This is a genomic window from Brevundimonas sp., assembly GCF_051858995.1.
Classification (GTDB): domain Bacteria; phylum Pseudomonadota; class Alphaproteobacteria; order Caulobacterales; family Caulobacteraceae; genus Brevundimonas.
The window spans coordinates 62,994-77,259 of the sequence record NZ_JBHYGN010000001.1; the positions used below are offsets into that span (position 1 = coordinate 62,994).

Sequence of the window (14,266 nt, forward strand, 5' to 3'; positions counted from 1 at the left end):
CCGTGTACGGCGCGTTTCTCAAACGCGAACTGAGCCCGAAGGTGGCGACCGATCTGGCCGCTTTCGTGACCGCTCAGTTCTTGAGGCGGTAGCCCGTGCGGAACATCCAGCCGACGACGGCCAGACAGGCCAGGAAGAAGCCCAGCGTCGCGATCAGGCTGACGCCCACCGACACATCGCCCACGCCAAAGAACGCCCAGCGGAAGCCGGAGATCAGATAGACCACCGGGTTGAACAGGCTGACCATGCGCCAGCCCTCGGGCAGCATGTCGATCGAATAGAAGGCCCCGCCGAGGAAGGTCAGCGGCGTCACGATCAGCATGGGAATGAAGTTCAGCTGTTCGAAGCTCTGGGCCCAGATGCCGATGATGAAACCAAACAGGCTGAAGGTCGCGGAGATCAGGATCAGGAAGGCGATCATCCAGACCGGGTGCAGGATCTGCAGCGGCACGAACAGCGCCGCCGTGGCCAGGATGATCAGGCCGAGGATGACCGACTTGGTCGCCGCCGCCCCGACATAGCCCAGCACCGTCTCGAACGGCGAGACCGGCGCGGACAGCAGCTCATAGATCGTCCCCGTGAACTTCGGGAAATAGATGCCGAAGCTGCCGTTGAAGATCGAGTTGGTGAACAGGCTCAGCATGATCAGGCCGGGCACGATGAAGGCGCCGTAGGGCACGTCCGACACCTCGGTCATGCGGCTGCCGATGGCCGAACCGAAGACGACGAAATACAGGGCCGTGGTGATCACCGGCGTCACGATGGACTGCCACAGGGTGCGCAGGGCGCGCGCCATCTCGAAGCGGTAGATGGCCCAGACGCCGTAACCGTTGAACGCCATCACGCCGCCTCCGTCTTCGACTGGTGGACCAGGTCCACGAAGATGTCTTCCAGCGAGCTCTGCCGGGTCGACAGATCCTTGAAGCCCACGCCCAGCGCCTCGATCCGGCGCAGCAGGCCGGGCACGCCGGTGTCGTCGGCGTTGGCGTCAAAGACGTATTCCAGTTCGGCGCCGTCGCTCTTCAGCTCGACCTTCCACTCCGCCAGTTCGGCGGGGAGCGTGGTCAGCGGCTCCTGCAGCTGCAGGGTCAGGGTCTTCTTGCCCAGCTTCTTCATCAGGGCGGTCTTTTCCTCGACGAGGATCAGCTGGCCCTTCAGGATCACGCCCACCCGGTCGGCCATCTCCTCGGCCTCCTCGATGTAGTGGGTGGTCAGGATGATGGTCACGCCGCGCTCACGCAGCTTGCGGACCATCTCCCACATGTCCTTGCGCAGCTCGACGTCGACGCCCGCCGTGGGCTCGTCGAGGAACAGGATGTCGGGCTCGTGGCTCAGGGCCTTGGCGATCATGACCCGGCGCTTCATGCCGCCGGAGAGGGTCATGATCTTGGCGTCCTTCTTGTCCCACAGGCTGAGGTCGCGAAGGATCTGCTCGATATAGGCCGGGTTCGGCGCCTTGCCGAACAGGCCGCGGCTGAGGGTGACCGTGGCCCACACCGTCTCGAAGGCGTCGGTGGTCAGCTCCTGCGGCACCAGGCCGATGGCCTGACGCGCCTTGCGATAATCCTTGCGGATGTCGTGGCCGTCGGCGGTGACCGTGCCGCTGGAGGCGGTGACGATGCCGCAGATGATCGAGATCATCGTCGTCTTGCCGGCCCCGTTCGGGCCCAGCAGGGCGAAGATCTCGCCCTTGGCGATGGTCAGATCGACCGGCTTGAGGGCTTGCAGCCCGGATTTGTAGGTCTTGGTCAGACCTTCGATGACAATGGCGGACGGCATGGGGTCCCTCTCCCTGGGCGCACGCAGATATGTGTCGCCCGCGCGCGCCACAAGACCGCTTTGGCAGCAGCGGAGCCATATCTTTTCCCGCGTGTTGGGGTGGGGTGTCCCGCCTCTCCGCCGCTCTCAAATCCGGCCTGCGCCGACTGACGCCCGCCCGGCGGCGCAAGCGCGCGGTCGTGCTGAACAGCCTCGAGCTGATCGCCCGCATCGGCTACGGCGCGCGCGGCTTCGTCTATCTGTCCGGCGGCGCCCTGACCCTGCTGGCCATTCCCGGCCTGATCGATGGCGCGGCGGGAACGCGCGGCGCCATCAGTTGGCTGGCGCTGCAGCCCTTCGGCCGGGCGTGGGTGCTGCTGCTGGGCCTCGGCCTGCTGGCCATCGTCAGCTGGCGGCTGCTGCAGGCGATCTCGGACGCCGACAACGAGGGTACGGACCGGCAGGGGATAAGCACCCGCGTCAGCCAGGGCTTCAGCGCGACCGGCTACGCCCTGCTGGCGTTCAGCGCCTTCAGCCTGCTGTTCCACACCCCTGCCGACCCGGGCGCCGCCGATGTCGCCGCAGGTCACCGCGAGGCCGCGCGGATGCTGTCCCTGCCCTTCGGCAATCTGCTTCTGGCCGGTCTGGGCCTGTGCATCGCGGGGGTCGGCGTCTCCAACATCGTCAAGGCCTGGCGCGACGACTTCGCCGCCCATCTGTCCTGCTCGGTTGAGCTGTGCCGTCGGGTCGTGCCCCTGGCCCGCGCCGGTTACATGGCGCGGGGGATTGCCTGGCTTCCGCTGGCGGCCCTGATCTTCCTCGCGGGGATCCGGTCGCGCGCCTCCGACGTGACCAGTTTCGACGCGGCGCTGGACGCACTGGGACGTCAGCCGGGCGGGGTCGTGCTGCTGGCCGCCGCGGCGCTGGGCTTTATCGGCTTCGGCGTATTCTCCTTCATTGAGGCGCGTTTCCGTCGCATCCGCCCGCCGCGCGAGATCGTACCAGTCTGAGGTCGCGGAACCCCGTTCGCGGCCGGGTATTCCCGATCCGGAGATCGCCTTATGACCCCGCGCATCCTCGCCGCCCTTGCCCTGACGGGCGCACTTTCAGCCTGCGTCACCGCCCCCTCGCCGTCCGAGTATCGGGCCCCGCAACCCGCCCGTTCGGTGGATGCGGAGCGCCTGTGGTCGGGTCGCTGGATCGAGGTCGCCCGCCTGCCCGACCGGCTTACAGACGGCTGCGTCGCCGGGGCGTCGAACTATGTCCTGGTGTCCCCGACCCGCGTGGATGTCCGGGACACCTGTGAGCAGGGTCAGCCGGGCGGGCGCGAAAAGTCGATCGGCGGGCGCGGCGAAATCCTCGACCCCGGCACCAATGCGAAACTGCGGGTGCGGTATCTCGGCGGGTTCGTGACCTGGGATTACTGGGTGCTGGACCATGACGAGGCCTACACCTGGTTCATCTCGGCCGATCCGACCTTCGAGCGGCTCTTCATCTACACACGGGAAATCCCGACGGCGGCCCAACGGGATCGACTGACCGAACGCGCCCGCGCGCTGGGCTACGATGTTAGCCGGCTCGAGTTTCCCCCCCTGCCGGCGCGTTGAAGGAAGTCGCCATGCGCCTGTCACCACTGCTCGCCGTCTCGGTCGCCGCGCTGACGCTCGCGGCCTGCGGCACGGAATCGACGCTGGACCCCGCCGCCGGCTACGGGCCCAATCCCACCCTGCCCGAACCGAGCCGAAGCCTGCTGCCGACAGTCAATGTCGCCGACGCCAGAGGCTGGCCCGAGGGCCGGACGCCGGTTCCGGCGCAGGGCTTCCGGGTGCAGGCCTTCGCTTCCGGGCTGAACCACCCGCGCTGGATTTATCGCCTGCCCAACGGCGACATCTTGGTGGCGGAGACCAATGCGCCGCCCAAGCCTGAGGAACACCGGGGCGGTTTCCGGGCCTGGGCTCAGGGTCTGGTGATGAAAAAGGCCGGAGCCGTCACACCCAGCGCCAATCGCATCACACTGCTGCGCGACGCAGACGGCGACGGCGTGGCGGAGACCCGGACGGTCTTCCTCGAAAACCTGATGTCGCCGTTCGGCATGGCGCTGGTCGGAGACACCCTATACGTCGCCAACGCCGACGCCGTGGTGGCCTTCCCCTACCAGACCGGCCAAACGCGGATCGAGGTTCCCGCGCGCAAGGTGGCCGACCTACCCGCGGGCCGCAACCACCACTGGACCAAGAGCCTGGTCTCAAGCGCGGACGGTTCGCGCCTCTATGTCGGCGTCGGGTCCAACTCGAACATCGGCGAGAACGGGATGAAGGAGGAGACGGATCGCGCCGCCATCCTCGAGATCGATCCCGCGACGGGCGCACGGCGGGTCTACGCCTCGGGTCTGCGCAATCCGGTGGGGCTGGCCTGGCAGCCGGACAGCGGCAGGCTGTGGACCTCGGTCAATGAGCGGGACGAACTCGGCAACGATCTGGTGCCCGACTACATGACGTCGGTCACCCCCGGCGGATTCTATGGCTGGCCCTACAGCTATTACGGCCAGATCGTGGATGAGCGGGTTCAGCCGCAGAACCCCGCCCTTGTCGCCCGCGCCCTGCGGCCCGACTATGCGCTGGGCGCCCACACCGCCTCGCTGGGGCTGACCTTCGGCGAGGGGACGCTGTTCCCGGCCCGCTATCGCGGCGGCGCCTTCGTCGGCCAGCATGGGTCGTGGAACCGCAAGCCGCGCAACGGCTACCGCGTCCTGTTCGTCCCCTTCATCAACGGCGCGCCCGCCGGGCCGCCCGAGGATATCCTGACCGGCTTTCTGAACGAGGACGATCAGGCCATGGGCCGCCCGGTCGGCGTTCAGTTCGATCGGACCGGCGCCCTTCTGGTCGCGGACGACGTGGGCAATGTGATCTGGCGGGTTTCACCCGCCGCCTGACAGACTAAGGCCCCGGCGGATCGCTCCGCCGGGGCCTTGTCATTTCACTTATCGGACCCGGTTCAGCCCAGCGGCTCGACCACGATGGCCGGGGGCGGCGTCGGGGTCGCCGTCGGAGCCGGAGTGGACGGCGCGAGGGTCGGCGTGGCCGGGGCGCTGTTCAGCGTCGAGGTCATCGGCGACGGCTCGGGCGTCACGACCCGCGGGGCCGGAGTGGGCGCGGCGGCCGGGGCCTCGACACGCGCCGGCGCGGCGCGGCGGGCGACCGGAGCCTCGCGACGAGCCGGGGCAGGCGCGGCTTCACGCGCCACCGGGGCCGGGGTGGCGTCCACCGGCGCGGGCTCAACCGCCATCGGCGAGGTCAGGGGCGCCGGGGTCGCGGGCAGCACCGGCGCCGTGGCGGCGGGCTCGACCAGCGGGGCCTCGGCGACATCGCCGCCGTTCATCAGCATCATCGCGCCGGCGCCGCCGATCACCAGAACCCCGATCGGGGCCAGGATCATCCAGCTGCGCACGCCGCCCTTGCGGGCGCTGCGGCTCTTGGTGCGGGCGTAGACCGGAACGAAGGCGTCCTCGCGCACGGTCTCGGCATGATCGTCGGTATAGGTCACGGACATTGTCTGTCTCCTCCTTGAGCGTGGGTCCCAAACCCCTCCCCGATGATCGCGGTTCCGCGAACAGTTTGAATGCCCTTAAGAAACACCCTTGCGGTCACATGTGAGGCGACAACCGTCCGGACCGCGACCATCGCGGGGCCGCGAAGTGACGCAACGTCACCGCCGCTTCGGCGCCACGCCATCAGACCAAACCGTACGCAAACGGTTCTCAATCGATCAAAAACGCCCTGTCGATTCCCCCACCGGTTGACCCGGGGGGTGCGCTTGTTCATCACCAGAGGAGGGGCTTTAGACGAGTGGACGTGACTATGGGTTTGGTGGCGAACATCCGGCGTGACATGCGGTTCGTGAAGGGGCTGCGCCGCCTGCTGGGCCGCATCAAGCCGATCACCATGGACAGCCCGGACCTGGTCTGTGACGACTGGGAAGAGGCGGTCGACAAATTCGCCGACCACATCGCCATCCAGGACGACCGTCGCAGCATCAGCTATCGCGACCTGGACGCCATGGCCAACCGCTTCGGCCACTGGGCCGTCAGCCGCCGGCTGAAGCGCGGCGACACCGTCGCCCTGGTGATGCAGAACCGCGCCGAATACATCGCCGCCTGGATGGGCTTCGCCAAGGTCGGGGTCGGAACGGCGCTGATCAACACCAACCTGACCGGCCATGCCCTGGCCCACTGCTTGACCATCTCCAACGCCTCGCAGATCGTCACCGACGAGGAGTGCTGGCGCCAGATCGAGGACGCGCGCGGCCTGATCGACCGCAACATGATGCTGTGGGTGCTGGGCCTGGGTGAGGCGGATGAGGCCGATGAACGGCGCGGCCTCGACAAGCCGGTCCGCAGCGGCTCCTCGGTTCGCCCGGCCCGCTCGATCCGCGCCGGTCTGACTAACCGGGACACGGCCCTGTACATCTACACCTCGGGCACGACCGGCCTGCCCAAGGCGGCCAAGATCACCCACGCCCGCGCCCGCACCTATATGCGCGCGTTCGCCGGAGCCACGGCGGGCACCGACAAGGACGTCACCTTCAACGTCCTGCCGCTGTATCACTCGACCGGCGGTCTGGTCGGCATCGGCCCGGCCCTGCTGAACGGCGGCAAGCTGGTTCTGCGCAAGCGCTTCTCGGCCTCCAGCTTCTGGCCGGACGTGAAGGCCTCGGGCGCGACCCTGTTCGTCTACATCGGCGAGCTGTGCCGCTATCTGGTCAACTGCCCCGAGAACCCGGACGAGCGCGCCCACAAGCTGCGCCTCGCCTTCGGCAACGGCCTGCGCCCCGATGTCTGGGAAGATTTCCAGAAGCGCTTCGCCGTGCCGAACATCATGGAGTTCTACGGCTCGACCGAGGGCAACGTCTCGCTGTTCAACTTCGACGGCAAGGCGGGCGCCATCGGTCGCGTGCCGGGCTTCCTGAAAAAGCAGATCAACTGCCGTCTGGTCCGCTTCGACATCGACACGGAGCTGCCGGTCCGCGGCGCCAATGGCCTGTGCGAACTCGCCAAGCCCGGCGAGGTCGGCGAGGCGATCGGCATGATCGGTGACGACACCCGCCACGCCTTCTCCGGCTATGCCGACAAGGCCGCATCCGAGAAGAAGATCCTGCGCGACGTCTTCACCAAGGGCGACCGCTGGTTCCGCACCGGCGACCTGATGAAGCAGGACTCCGAAGGCTACCTCTATTTCATCGACCGGATCGGCGACACCTACCGCTGGAAGGGCGAGAACGTCTCGACCGCCGAGGTCGAGCAGCGGCTGGCCGATGCGCCGGGCATCAAGGAGGTCGTGGCCTACGGCGTTCCGGTGCCGGGCCAGGAAGGCAAGGCGGGCATGGTCGCCCTGGTGGTCGATGGCCGCTTCTCGGCCAAGGCCTTCGCAGAGTGGGTCGATCAGGAGTTGCCCTCCTACGCCCGTCCGGCCTTCGTGCGCCTGATCAAGGAAGCCGAGACCACCGGCACCTTCAAATACCGCAAGGTCGATCTGGTCGCCGACGGCTTCGATCCGGACAAGGTCGAGGGCGCGCTCTACGTCCGGGGCGGCAAGAGCGGTTACGCCAAGCTGACCGACGCGGCGCGCGCGGCGATTCTGAGTGGCGAAACCCGTCTCTGATCCCGCCCCCGCATAAATGCGGAGCGGTTCGGCAATCGCCGGTTAATCATTAACGACGAAGGTCGGGGCCTCTCGCGCGCGTTGGGGCCTCCCGTCTTCCATGTTCCAGATTATCGGCATCGTTCTGCTGTTCGCCCTCGTGTTCGGCAGCTACGCCATCTCGGGCGGCAAGTTCGAGGTGATCCTGCACGCCGCCCCGCACGAGCTGATGGCCATCGGCGGCGCGGGCGTCGCGGCCTTCCTGATCTCCAACAGCGTGCCGGTGCTGAAGTCGTCGCTGGGCGGTCTGGGCAAGGCCTTCGCCGGACCCAAATGGAAGAAGCAGGACTACAAGGACCTCCTGTCGCTGCTGTTCCAACTGACCAAGACGATGAAGTCCAAGGGCGTCATCGCCCTTGAAAGCCATATCGAGAAGCCGTCCGAGAGCACCATTTTCCAGAAGTACCCCAAGGTGCTGAAGGACCATTTCGCCACGGACTTCATCTGCGACACCCTGCGGATGATGACGATGAACCTGGAAGATCCTCACCAGATCGAGGACGCCATGGAGAAGCAGCTCGAGAAGCACCACCACGAGGCGCTGGGCGCTCCGGGCGCGCTGCAGAACCTCGCCGACGCCCTGCCCGCCCTGGGCATCGTCGCGGCCGTGCTGGGCGTCATCAAGACCATGGGCTCGATCACCGAGCCGCCGGAAGTTCTGGGCGGCATGATCGGCGGCGCCCTGGTCGGCACCTTCATGGGCGTGTTCCTGGCCTACGGCCTGGTCGGCCCGATCGCCGCGCGCCTGAAGTCGATCGTCGAGGAGGAAGGCGCCTACTACAAGATCATCCAGTCGGTGCTGGTCGCCCACCTGCACGGCAACGCCGCCCAGATTTCGGTCGAGATCGGCCGTGGCGACATCCCCTCTCCGGCGCAGCCCTCGTTCGCCGAGATGGAAGAGACTCTGTCGGCGGCCCCGACCGAGTAACTCACGGGCCGCTCACGACGCCTCAAGGTCAATCACGGACGCGGGAACACCCCAGGCGCTCGCCGGTTGTCTTTCTGACGGGCTGTGAAGGCGGCCGCTCCGCGCGGCGCCGCAGCCGTTGGAGAACGCGTCATGAAAGCCTCCATCCCCCTGCTCGCCGGCGTCGCGGCCCTCACTCTGGCCGCCTGCTCCGGACAGGATGACGCCAAGACCGATCCGGCCCCGGGCCCCGAGACGCCCATGACAGGAACGCCGAGGGGCGGCGTCACCACCCCCGCGCCCACCACGCCGCCGCCCGCGACCGTTCCGCCCACCGATGATCCGGCAGGCACGCCTCAGCCCCCGCCGACCTTGCCCGTTGAGCCCGGCACGACGCCCGATATGCCGGCCACCCAACCTCCGGCCTGACGCCGGCGAAGACCGGTTTTGTTACAAGCGTTCACGAAGCCGTGAGAAATTGACTTGCGCTGCGTGACCATCGGAATAGCCTCCCTTTTGCGGGGACTCATCGCCTCGTGAACCTTCTGAAGGATGAAACCAAATGCGCATCACTGCTCTGATCGCCGCCTCGGCCGCCGCTCTGGCCCTGGCCGCCTGCCAACCGGCCGCTGAAGAGAAGGCCGCTGACGCCGCCACGGACGCCGCCGCCGCCGCCGAAACCGCCACGGACGCCGCTGCGACCGCTGACCAAGCCGCGACCGACGCCGCCGCCGCCGCTGGCGACGCTGCCGCCGCCGCGACCGCCGCTCCGGCCGCTGACGGCGCCGCCGCCCCCGCCCCGGCTGCGCCGGCTCCGGCCGCTCCGGCCGCCGCTCACTAAGAGCGACAGGACAGGGACCTTCGGGTCCACGTCGATCGAAGGGTCGCCCTCGCGGGCGGCCCTTTTTCGTTGCCGCCCGCCCGTGTAGGTGCGGGACCATGACTGACGACCGCTCGCCCCGACTGCTGTGGACCGAAGATGGCGCGCCGCAGTCCGGCCGGTTCGGCGATGTCTATTTCTCGCGTGAAGACGGTCTGGCCGAAACCCGCGCGGTCTTCCTGACCGGCTGCGGCCTGCCAGAGACCTGGGGCGGACGACGCCAGTTCACCGTTGCCGAGTTGGGCTTCGGTACGGGACTAAACATCGCCGCGCTTCTGGACCTGTGGCGGCGCGAGGGACCGGCGGCCGGACGCCTGCACATCTTCTCGGTCGAGGGCTTCCCCCTGAGCCGGGACGAGGCGGCTCGCGCCCTGTCCAACTGGCGCGACACCGCCGACGCCGCGGAGGCCCTGCTGGCCGCCTGGCCCGCGCCGACGCCCGGCCTGCACCGACTGGATCTACCCGGCTTCAACGCCACCCTCGACCTGGCCATCGGCGAGGTCGAGGATGCGCTCACCCAGTGGTCCGGCAAGGCCGACGCCTGGTTTCTGGACGGCTTCGCCCCCTCGACCAATCCCGGCATGTGGTCGGATGCGGTGATGGACCTGATCGCCGCCCGGTCCGCCCCCGGCGCCCGCGTCGCCACCTTCACCGTCGCGGGGGTCGTGCGCCGAGGCCTGTCCCAGCGGGGATTCACCGTCGAGAAGCGACCCGGCCACGGGCGCAAGCGCGAACGGCTGGAGGCGGTCCTGCCCGGCGGCGCGCCGGAAGTCGCGCCGCCTCGCGTGGCGATCATCGGGGCGGGCATCGCGGGCGCGGCCCTGAGCCGGGCCTTCGTCGATCTGGGCCTGCGCCCGAAGGTGATCGAGGCGGACCGACCCGGCGCAGGCGCGTCAGGCTTCGCCGCCTCACTCGTCACGCCACGGCTGGACGCCGGAGACCGGGTCATCGCCGCCCTGCACGCCGCTGCGCTGGAGCGGGCCGGAACCCTGTACGCCGCCGTTCCCGGCGCGGTGTTGGCCCGAGGCGTGCTGCAGTTGGAACAGGCGCCGCGCGATGCAGGCCGCCACGCCAAGGTCGCGGCGCAGGATTTGTGGCCCGAGGGCGCCATGACGGTTCTGGACGCCGCCGCCTGCACCGACCGACTGAGCGAGCCCGTGGACACCGGCGGCCTGTGGATGCGCGACGCCATGGCCATCCGCGCCGCGACGGTGCTGCCGGTCTGGCTGGCGGAGGCGGACCGCCTGACCGCCGCCGTGGCCCGCGTCGAACGCGGCGAGGACGGCTGGCGGATTCTCAGCGCGGACGGCCAGACTCTTCTGGAGGCGGACATCGTCGTTCTGGCCGCCGGGTGGGGGAATGCAGCCCTGGCGCCCGACCTGCCGTTGTCGCCCGTCGCCGGGCAGGCCGAGGTCGTGGCCGGGATCGACAGCCCGACGGCCATCGCCTGGGGCGGCTACGCCATCCCGACCGGCGAGGGCCTGCTGTTCGGCGCCACCCACGACCGGGGCGTCACGACGCCAGACGCCAATCCAGGCGACAGCGCCCGCAATCTGGCGACCGTCGCAACGCGTCTGCCCAGCCTGGCCGCCCGGATCGAGGCCGCCCTTCCCTCCACCGCCCGGACAGCGGTGCGCGCCACGACGCCAGATCGCCTGCCGCTGGCGGGCGCACTCGAGGCCGGACTGTTCATCCTCGGCGGCATGGGCTCGCGCGGTTTCTGCGTCGCCCCCCTGCTGGCCGAGCACATCGCCGCCTCGGCCGTCGGCGCACCGTCGCCCCTGGCCCGCGATCTGGCCGCCCGCGTCGCACCGTCACGGTTTCTGACCGCGAGGGGGCTTGTGCAACCCGATGGATCGGCAGACGGTTGAGCTTGTCGGGGGACGACAAGAGGAAGCCTTCCATGCGTTCTTCCATCCTGGCCTGTTTGGGCCTCACCGCCGCCGCCCTGCTGACCGTATCCTGCGCGCCGACCACCACCGGCGGCGAAAGCGCCGACGACGCGCCGCTGGCCCGCCAGTGCTTCAACGTCCAGCAGGTCAACAACTTCCGTCAGGGTCGGACCGATCAGGTTTTCCTGCGCGTGGGCCGCAACGAGGTCTATGAGATGAACGGCGCCGCCTGCCGGGATCTGGATTTCGCCAACCGTCTGGCCATCCTGCCCGACTTCGGCAGCAGTTCGCGCCTGTGCACGAGCGACTGGGCTCGCGTCGTTGTGCCCGGCTCCGCCTCCCCCACCGAGGTCTGCCGCGTCCGCATCAGCCGCAAGCTGACGGCCGAAGAGGTCGCCGCCCTGCCGAGCGCTCACCGTCCCTGACGCGATAGGGCGGGCAGATCCGTCGCTTGGAGTGTTGCCGTTTGACGGTGGGCCCCCAACATGGGTCCATCGCCTCTTCAGGAGCTTCCCATGGCTGATTTGTCCGCCTTCCCGATCACGACCCGCTGGCCCGCGCAGAACCCGGACCTGCTGCAGCTCTATTCGCTGAACACGCCCAACGGGGTGAAGGTCTCCATCATGCTGGAGGAGATCGGCCTGCCGTACGAGCCGCACTTCATCGACATCGGCCAGAACGAGACCTGGATCCCGGAATATCTATCGCTGAACCCGAACGGGAAGATCCCGGCCATCATTGATCCGAACGGTCCGGGCGGGAAGCCGCTGGCCCTGTTCGAGTCGGGCGCCATCCTGGTCTATCTGGCCGAGAAGACCGGCAAGCTGATCCCCGCCGACCCGGCCCTGCGCTACGAGACGCTGCAGTGGGTCATGTTCCAGATGGCGGCCATCGGCCCGATGTTCGGACAGGTCGGCTTCTTCAATAAATTCGCGGGCAAGGCCTATGAGGACAAGCGTCCGCTGGAGCGTTACGTGGCCGAGGCCAGCCGCCTGCTGCGGGTTCTGGAGACCCGGCTGGAAGGCCGCGACTGGATCATGGGCGACTATTCCATCGCCGACGTCGCCACCCTGGGCTGGGTCCGCAACCTGATCGGCTTCTACGAGGCCGCCGATCTGGTGAAGTACGACGAACTGAAGAACGTCCCGGCCTGGCAGAAGCGCGGCCTGGCCCGCCCGGCGGTGCAGCGCGGGCTGGAGATTCCGGCCCGCCCCTGATTGCGGAGCCGACCACCGAACAGCAAAAAGGGGACGGCCTCGCGGTCGTCCCCTTTTCTCTGGATATCGTGCGGGCCCGCGGTGTCGGGGGGCTGACAGGGAACCGCGGGCCCGCTCCGGCCGGAGGCTACTTACGCCGCGTCGACCAGGACCAGTTCGGCGTCGGTCAGGGCCGTCACCGTGAGCGTCTCGACCTCGGAGATGGCCACGCCATCGCGGGCCTTGGCCTTGACGCCGTTGACCTCGATCTCGCCGAACGCCGGAACCAGATAGCCGCGACGGGTCGCGCCCAAGGGGTACTCGGCGGTCTCACCGGCCTTCAGCGTCGCCGCGACGACCCGACCTTCGGTGCGGATCGGCAGGGCGTCGCCGTCGCCTTCGAAGCCCGAGGCGAGGACCACGAACTGACCGGCGCGGTCACCCTTGGGGAAGGGACGCGAACCCCACGACGGCTTCTCGCCGCGACGGGTCGGCTCGATCCATATCTGGAAAATCCGGGTCAGTTCCGGCTCGGCGTTGTACTCGGCGTGACGGATGCCCGTGCCCGCGCTCATCACCTGGACGTCGCCGGCCTCGGTGCGGCCCTTGTTGCCCAGGCTGTCTTCGTGGGTGATGGCCCCTTCGCGGACGTAGGTGATGATCTCCATGTCTGCGTGCGGGTGGGGCGGGAAGCCCGTGCCGGCGGCGATCTCGTCGTCGTTCCAGACGCGCAGATTGCCCCAGCTCATCCGCTTCGGATCATAGTAGTTGGCGAAGGAGAAATGGTGTTTGGCGTTGAGCCAGCCGTGGTTGGCGCCACCCAGGCTCTCGAACGGACGCAGCTCGATCATGGTCTTGTCTCCGCGCCCCCGCCGTCGGGGGCCGCTGTTGCTTGACGCCAAGATAGCGATCCGCTTGGGATCAGAAATAGAAACACCTGAAACACATCGTTTCGCGGAGCGTGCATGTCGAAACTGCCGGACCTTGAGGCCCTGGCCATCTTCTCCAAGGTCGCCGAGACCCAGTCCTTCTCGCGCGCGGCGGAGGCCCTGGCCCTGTCCAAGGCCACGGTGTCCAAGGCGGTCAGCCGTCTGGAGCTGCGGCTGGGCACGACCCTGCTGCACCGGACCTCGCGCCGCTTCTCCCTGACCGATGCTGGCCGAACGCTGGCGGGACGCGCCTCCCAGATGCTGTCCGAGGCCGAGGCCGCCGAGGGCGAGATGCTGGATCAGGCGGTCCGTCCGCGCGGTCTGGTGCGGCTGGCCGCGCCCATGTCGTTCGGCATGGCCTATGTGGCCCCGGCCCTGCCCGAGTTCCTGGCCACCCATCCGGACGTGTCCGTGGACCTGCACCTGTCCGATGAGGTGATCGATCTGGTCGGCGGCGGCTTTGACTGCGCTCTGAGGATCGCGGCCTTGGCGGACTCCTCGATGACGGCGCGGCGGCTGAGGCCGATCCAGCGCTATCTGGTGGCGGCGCCCGACTATCTGGCCCAGCGTGGGCGACCGCAGCATCCGTCGGACCTCGTCCGCCATGCCTGCCTCAGCTACGCCTATCTGCCGAACGCCGAGCTGTGGAGGTTCGTGAATGGCAAGGGCGAGGAGGCGACGGTGCGCCCGCACGGGCCCTTCCGCGCCAACAACGCCGACGCCCTGACCTATGCCCTGTGCGCCGGTCTGGGCGTCGCCCCGCAGCCCGACTTCATCTACTGGCGCGATCTGGCGGCCGGAAAGCTGGAAACGGTGATGACGGACTGGAGCCTGCCGCCCATCAGCCTGCATCTGGTGGCGCCCGGCGGCGGTCCGCGCCCCGCCCGGGTCACGGCGCTGATGGACTATCTGGCCGCCAAATTCTCGGGTCCGCTCTGGCCCGGCGACACGGTCGGCAGGCGCCAAGCCTAATCTGATGGTATGATAGGCGGTCGGGTTCGCCCTGTG

Annotated in this window: 15 protein-coding genes; 11 read left to right on the top strand and 4 right to left on the bottom strand. The window is 68.5% G+C overall.

All coding sequences use genetic code 11. The annotated features are described in order from the left end of the window. Window positions 1-73: 73 nt before the first annotated feature. Window positions 74-841, bottom strand: coding sequence for an ABC transporter permease (locus ACTIEF_RS00315; RefSeq protein ID WP_439470188.1), 768 nt, complete (start codon window positions 839-841; stop codon window positions 74-76). Continuing rightward, complete coding sequence (locus ACTIEF_RS00320; RefSeq protein ID WP_439470189.1) at window positions 841-1,779, bottom strand: ABC transporter ATP-binding protein; 939 nt, start codon at window positions 1,777-1,779, stop codon at window positions 841-843. Before ACTIEF_RS00320 ends, ACTIEF_RS00315 begins: the two co-directional genes overlap by 1 nt. Before the next feature lie 104 nt (window positions 1,780-1,883). Here ACTIEF_RS00320 and ACTIEF_RS00325 point away from each other — a divergent pair, with 104 nt between their 5' ends. From ACTIEF_RS00325 to ACTIEF_RS00335, 3 genes are read left to right on the top strand one after another with little or no spacing between them, the layout of a single operon-like run. Continuing rightward, the gene (locus ACTIEF_RS00325) at window positions 1,884-2,768 is read left to right on the top strand and encodes a DUF1206 domain-containing protein (protein WP_439470190.1); all 885 of its coding nucleotides are present in this window, start codon (window positions 1,884-1,886) and stop codon (window positions 2,766-2,768) included. A gap of 51 nt (window positions 2,769-2,819) precedes the next feature. Beyond that, window positions 2,820-3,365 carry a lipocalin family protein gene (locus ACTIEF_RS00330; RefSeq protein WP_439470191.1) on the top strand — a complete coding sequence of 182 codons (546 nt, stop codon included), beginning with the start codon at window positions 2,820-2,822 and terminating at the stop codon, window positions 3,363-3,365. Window positions 3,366-3,376: 11 nt separating this feature from the next. Continuing rightward, window positions 3,377-4,690, top strand: a complete 1,314-nt coding sequence (locus tag ACTIEF_RS00335; protein WP_439470192.1) for a PQQ-dependent sugar dehydrogenase — start codon at window positions 3,377-3,379, stop codon at window positions 4,688-4,690. Between the two features lie 62 nt (window positions 4,691-4,752). Here the strand turns inward: ACTIEF_RS00335 and ACTIEF_RS00340 are convergent, their stop codons facing one another. Then, window positions 4,753-5,307, bottom strand: a complete 555-nt coding sequence (locus ACTIEF_RS00340) for a hypothetical protein (RefSeq protein ID WP_439470193.1) — start codon at window positions 5,305-5,307, stop codon at window positions 4,753-4,755. 308 nt (window positions 5,308-5,615) lie between these two features. Here ACTIEF_RS00340 and ACTIEF_RS00345 point away from each other — a divergent pair, with 308 nt between their 5' ends. From ACTIEF_RS00345 to ACTIEF_RS00375, 7 genes are all read left to right on the top strand, one after another. Continuing rightward, window positions 5,616-7,415: a long-chain-acyl-CoA synthetase gene (locus ACTIEF_RS00345; protein WP_439470652.1), complete on the top strand. Its 1,800-nt coding sequence runs from the start codon at window positions 5,616-5,618 to the stop codon at window positions 7,413-7,415. Between the two features lie 100 nt (window positions 7,416-7,515). After that, window positions 7,516-8,382, top strand: a complete 867-nt coding sequence (motA, locus tag ACTIEF_RS00350; RefSeq protein ID WP_439470194.1) for a flagellar motor stator protein MotA — start codon at window positions 7,516-7,518, stop codon at window positions 8,380-8,382. A 132-nt stretch (window positions 8,383-8,514) separates the two neighbouring features. Next, window positions 8,515-8,790 carry a hypothetical protein gene (locus ACTIEF_RS00355; protein ID WP_439470195.1) on the top strand — a complete coding sequence of 92 codons (276 nt, stop codon included), beginning with the start codon at window positions 8,515-8,517 and terminating at the stop codon, window positions 8,788-8,790. Window positions 8,791-8,923: 133 nt separating this feature from the next. Then, window positions 8,924-9,202, top strand: coding sequence for a hypothetical protein (locus ACTIEF_RS00360; RefSeq protein WP_439470196.1), 279 nt, complete (start codon window positions 8,924-8,926; stop codon window positions 9,200-9,202). Window positions 9,203-9,300: 98 nt separating this feature from the next. Then, window positions 9,301-11,112 carry a tRNA (5-methylaminomethyl-2-thiouridine)(34)-methyltransferase MnmD gene (mnmD, locus tag ACTIEF_RS00365; protein WP_439470197.1) on the top strand — a complete coding sequence of 604 codons (1,812 nt, stop codon included), beginning with the start codon at window positions 9,301-9,303 and terminating at the stop codon, window positions 11,110-11,112. Between the two features lie 32 nt (window positions 11,113-11,144). Continuing rightward, the gene (locus ACTIEF_RS00370) at window positions 11,145-11,558 is read left to right on the top strand and encodes a DUF6491 family protein (protein ID WP_439470198.1); all 414 of its coding nucleotides are present in this window, start codon (window positions 11,145-11,147) and stop codon (window positions 11,556-11,558) included. Between the two features lie 90 nt (window positions 11,559-11,648). Next, on the top strand, window positions 11,649-12,350 hold the full coding sequence (locus ACTIEF_RS00375) for a glutathione S-transferase N-terminal domain-containing protein (RefSeq protein WP_439470199.1): 702 nt from the start codon (window positions 11,649-11,651) through the stop codon (window positions 12,348-12,350). A gap of 131 nt (window positions 12,351-12,481) precedes the next feature. Here ACTIEF_RS00375 and ACTIEF_RS00380 read toward each other — a convergent pair whose 3' ends face one another. Next, entirely contained in the window at window positions 12,482-13,180 is a 699-nt protein-coding gene (locus tag ACTIEF_RS00380; RefSeq protein WP_439470200.1) for a pirin family protein, read from the bottom strand. A gap of 114 nt (window positions 13,181-13,294) precedes the next feature. Between ACTIEF_RS00380 and ACTIEF_RS00385 the strand changes: the two genes are divergently transcribed. Then, on the top strand, window positions 13,295-14,230 hold the full coding sequence (locus tag ACTIEF_RS00385) for a LysR substrate-binding domain-containing protein (RefSeq protein ID WP_439470201.1): 936 nt from the start codon (window positions 13,295-13,297) through the stop codon (window positions 14,228-14,230). Window positions 14,231-14,266 lie beyond the last annotated feature (36 nt).

Excerpts from the sequence above, each read along its gene's own strand:
- ACTIEF_RS00315 (WP_439470188.1), bottom strand. The coding sequence starts at position 841 with ATGGCGTTCAACGGTTACGGCGTCTGGGCCATCTACCGCTTCGAGATG.
- ACTIEF_RS00320 (WP_439470189.1), bottom strand. The coding sequence starts at position 1,779 with ATGCCGTCCGCCATTGTCATCGAAGGTCTGACCAAGACCTACAAATCC.
- ACTIEF_RS00330 (WP_439470191.1), top strand. The coding sequence starts at position 2,820 with ATGACCCCGCGCATCCTCGCCGCCCTTGCCCTGACGGGCGCACTTTCA.
- ACTIEF_RS00335 (WP_439470192.1), top strand. The coding sequence starts at position 3,377 with ATGCGCCTGTCACCACTGCTCGCCGTCTCGGTCGCCGCGCTGACGCTC.
- ACTIEF_RS00340 (WP_439470193.1), bottom strand. The coding sequence starts at position 5,307 with ATGTCCGTGACCTATACCGACGATCATGCCGAGACCGTGCGCGAGGAC.
- ACTIEF_RS00345 (WP_439470652.1), top strand. The coding sequence starts at position 5,616 with ATGGGTTTGGTGGCGAACATCCGGCGTGACATGCGGTTCGTGAAGGGG.
- motA (WP_439470194.1), top strand. The coding sequence starts at position 7,516 with ATGTTCCAGATTATCGGCATCGTTCTGCTGTTCGCCCTCGTGTTCGGC.
- ACTIEF_RS00355 (WP_439470195.1), top strand. The coding sequence starts at position 8,515 with ATGAAAGCCTCCATCCCCCTGCTCGCCGGCGTCGCGGCCCTCACTCTG.
- ACTIEF_RS00360 (WP_439470196.1), top strand. The coding sequence starts at position 8,924 with ATGCGCATCACTGCTCTGATCGCCGCCTCGGCCGCCGCTCTGGCCCTG.
- mnmD (WP_439470197.1), top strand. The coding sequence starts at position 9,301 with ATGACTGACGACCGCTCGCCCCGACTGCTGTGGACCGAAGATGGCGCG.
- ACTIEF_RS00370 (WP_439470198.1), top strand. The coding sequence starts at position 11,145 with ATGCGTTCTTCCATCCTGGCCTGTTTGGGCCTCACCGCCGCCGCCCTG.
- ACTIEF_RS00375 (WP_439470199.1), top strand. The coding sequence starts at position 11,649 with ATGGCTGATTTGTCCGCCTTCCCGATCACGACCCGCTGGCCCGCGCAG.
- ACTIEF_RS00380 (WP_439470200.1), bottom strand. The coding sequence starts at position 13,180 with ATGATCGAGCTGCGTCCGTTCGAGAGCCTGGGTGGCGCCAACCACGGC.
- ACTIEF_RS00385 (WP_439470201.1), top strand. The coding sequence starts at position 13,295 with ATGTCGAAACTGCCGGACCTTGAGGCCCTGGCCATCTTCTCCAAGGTC.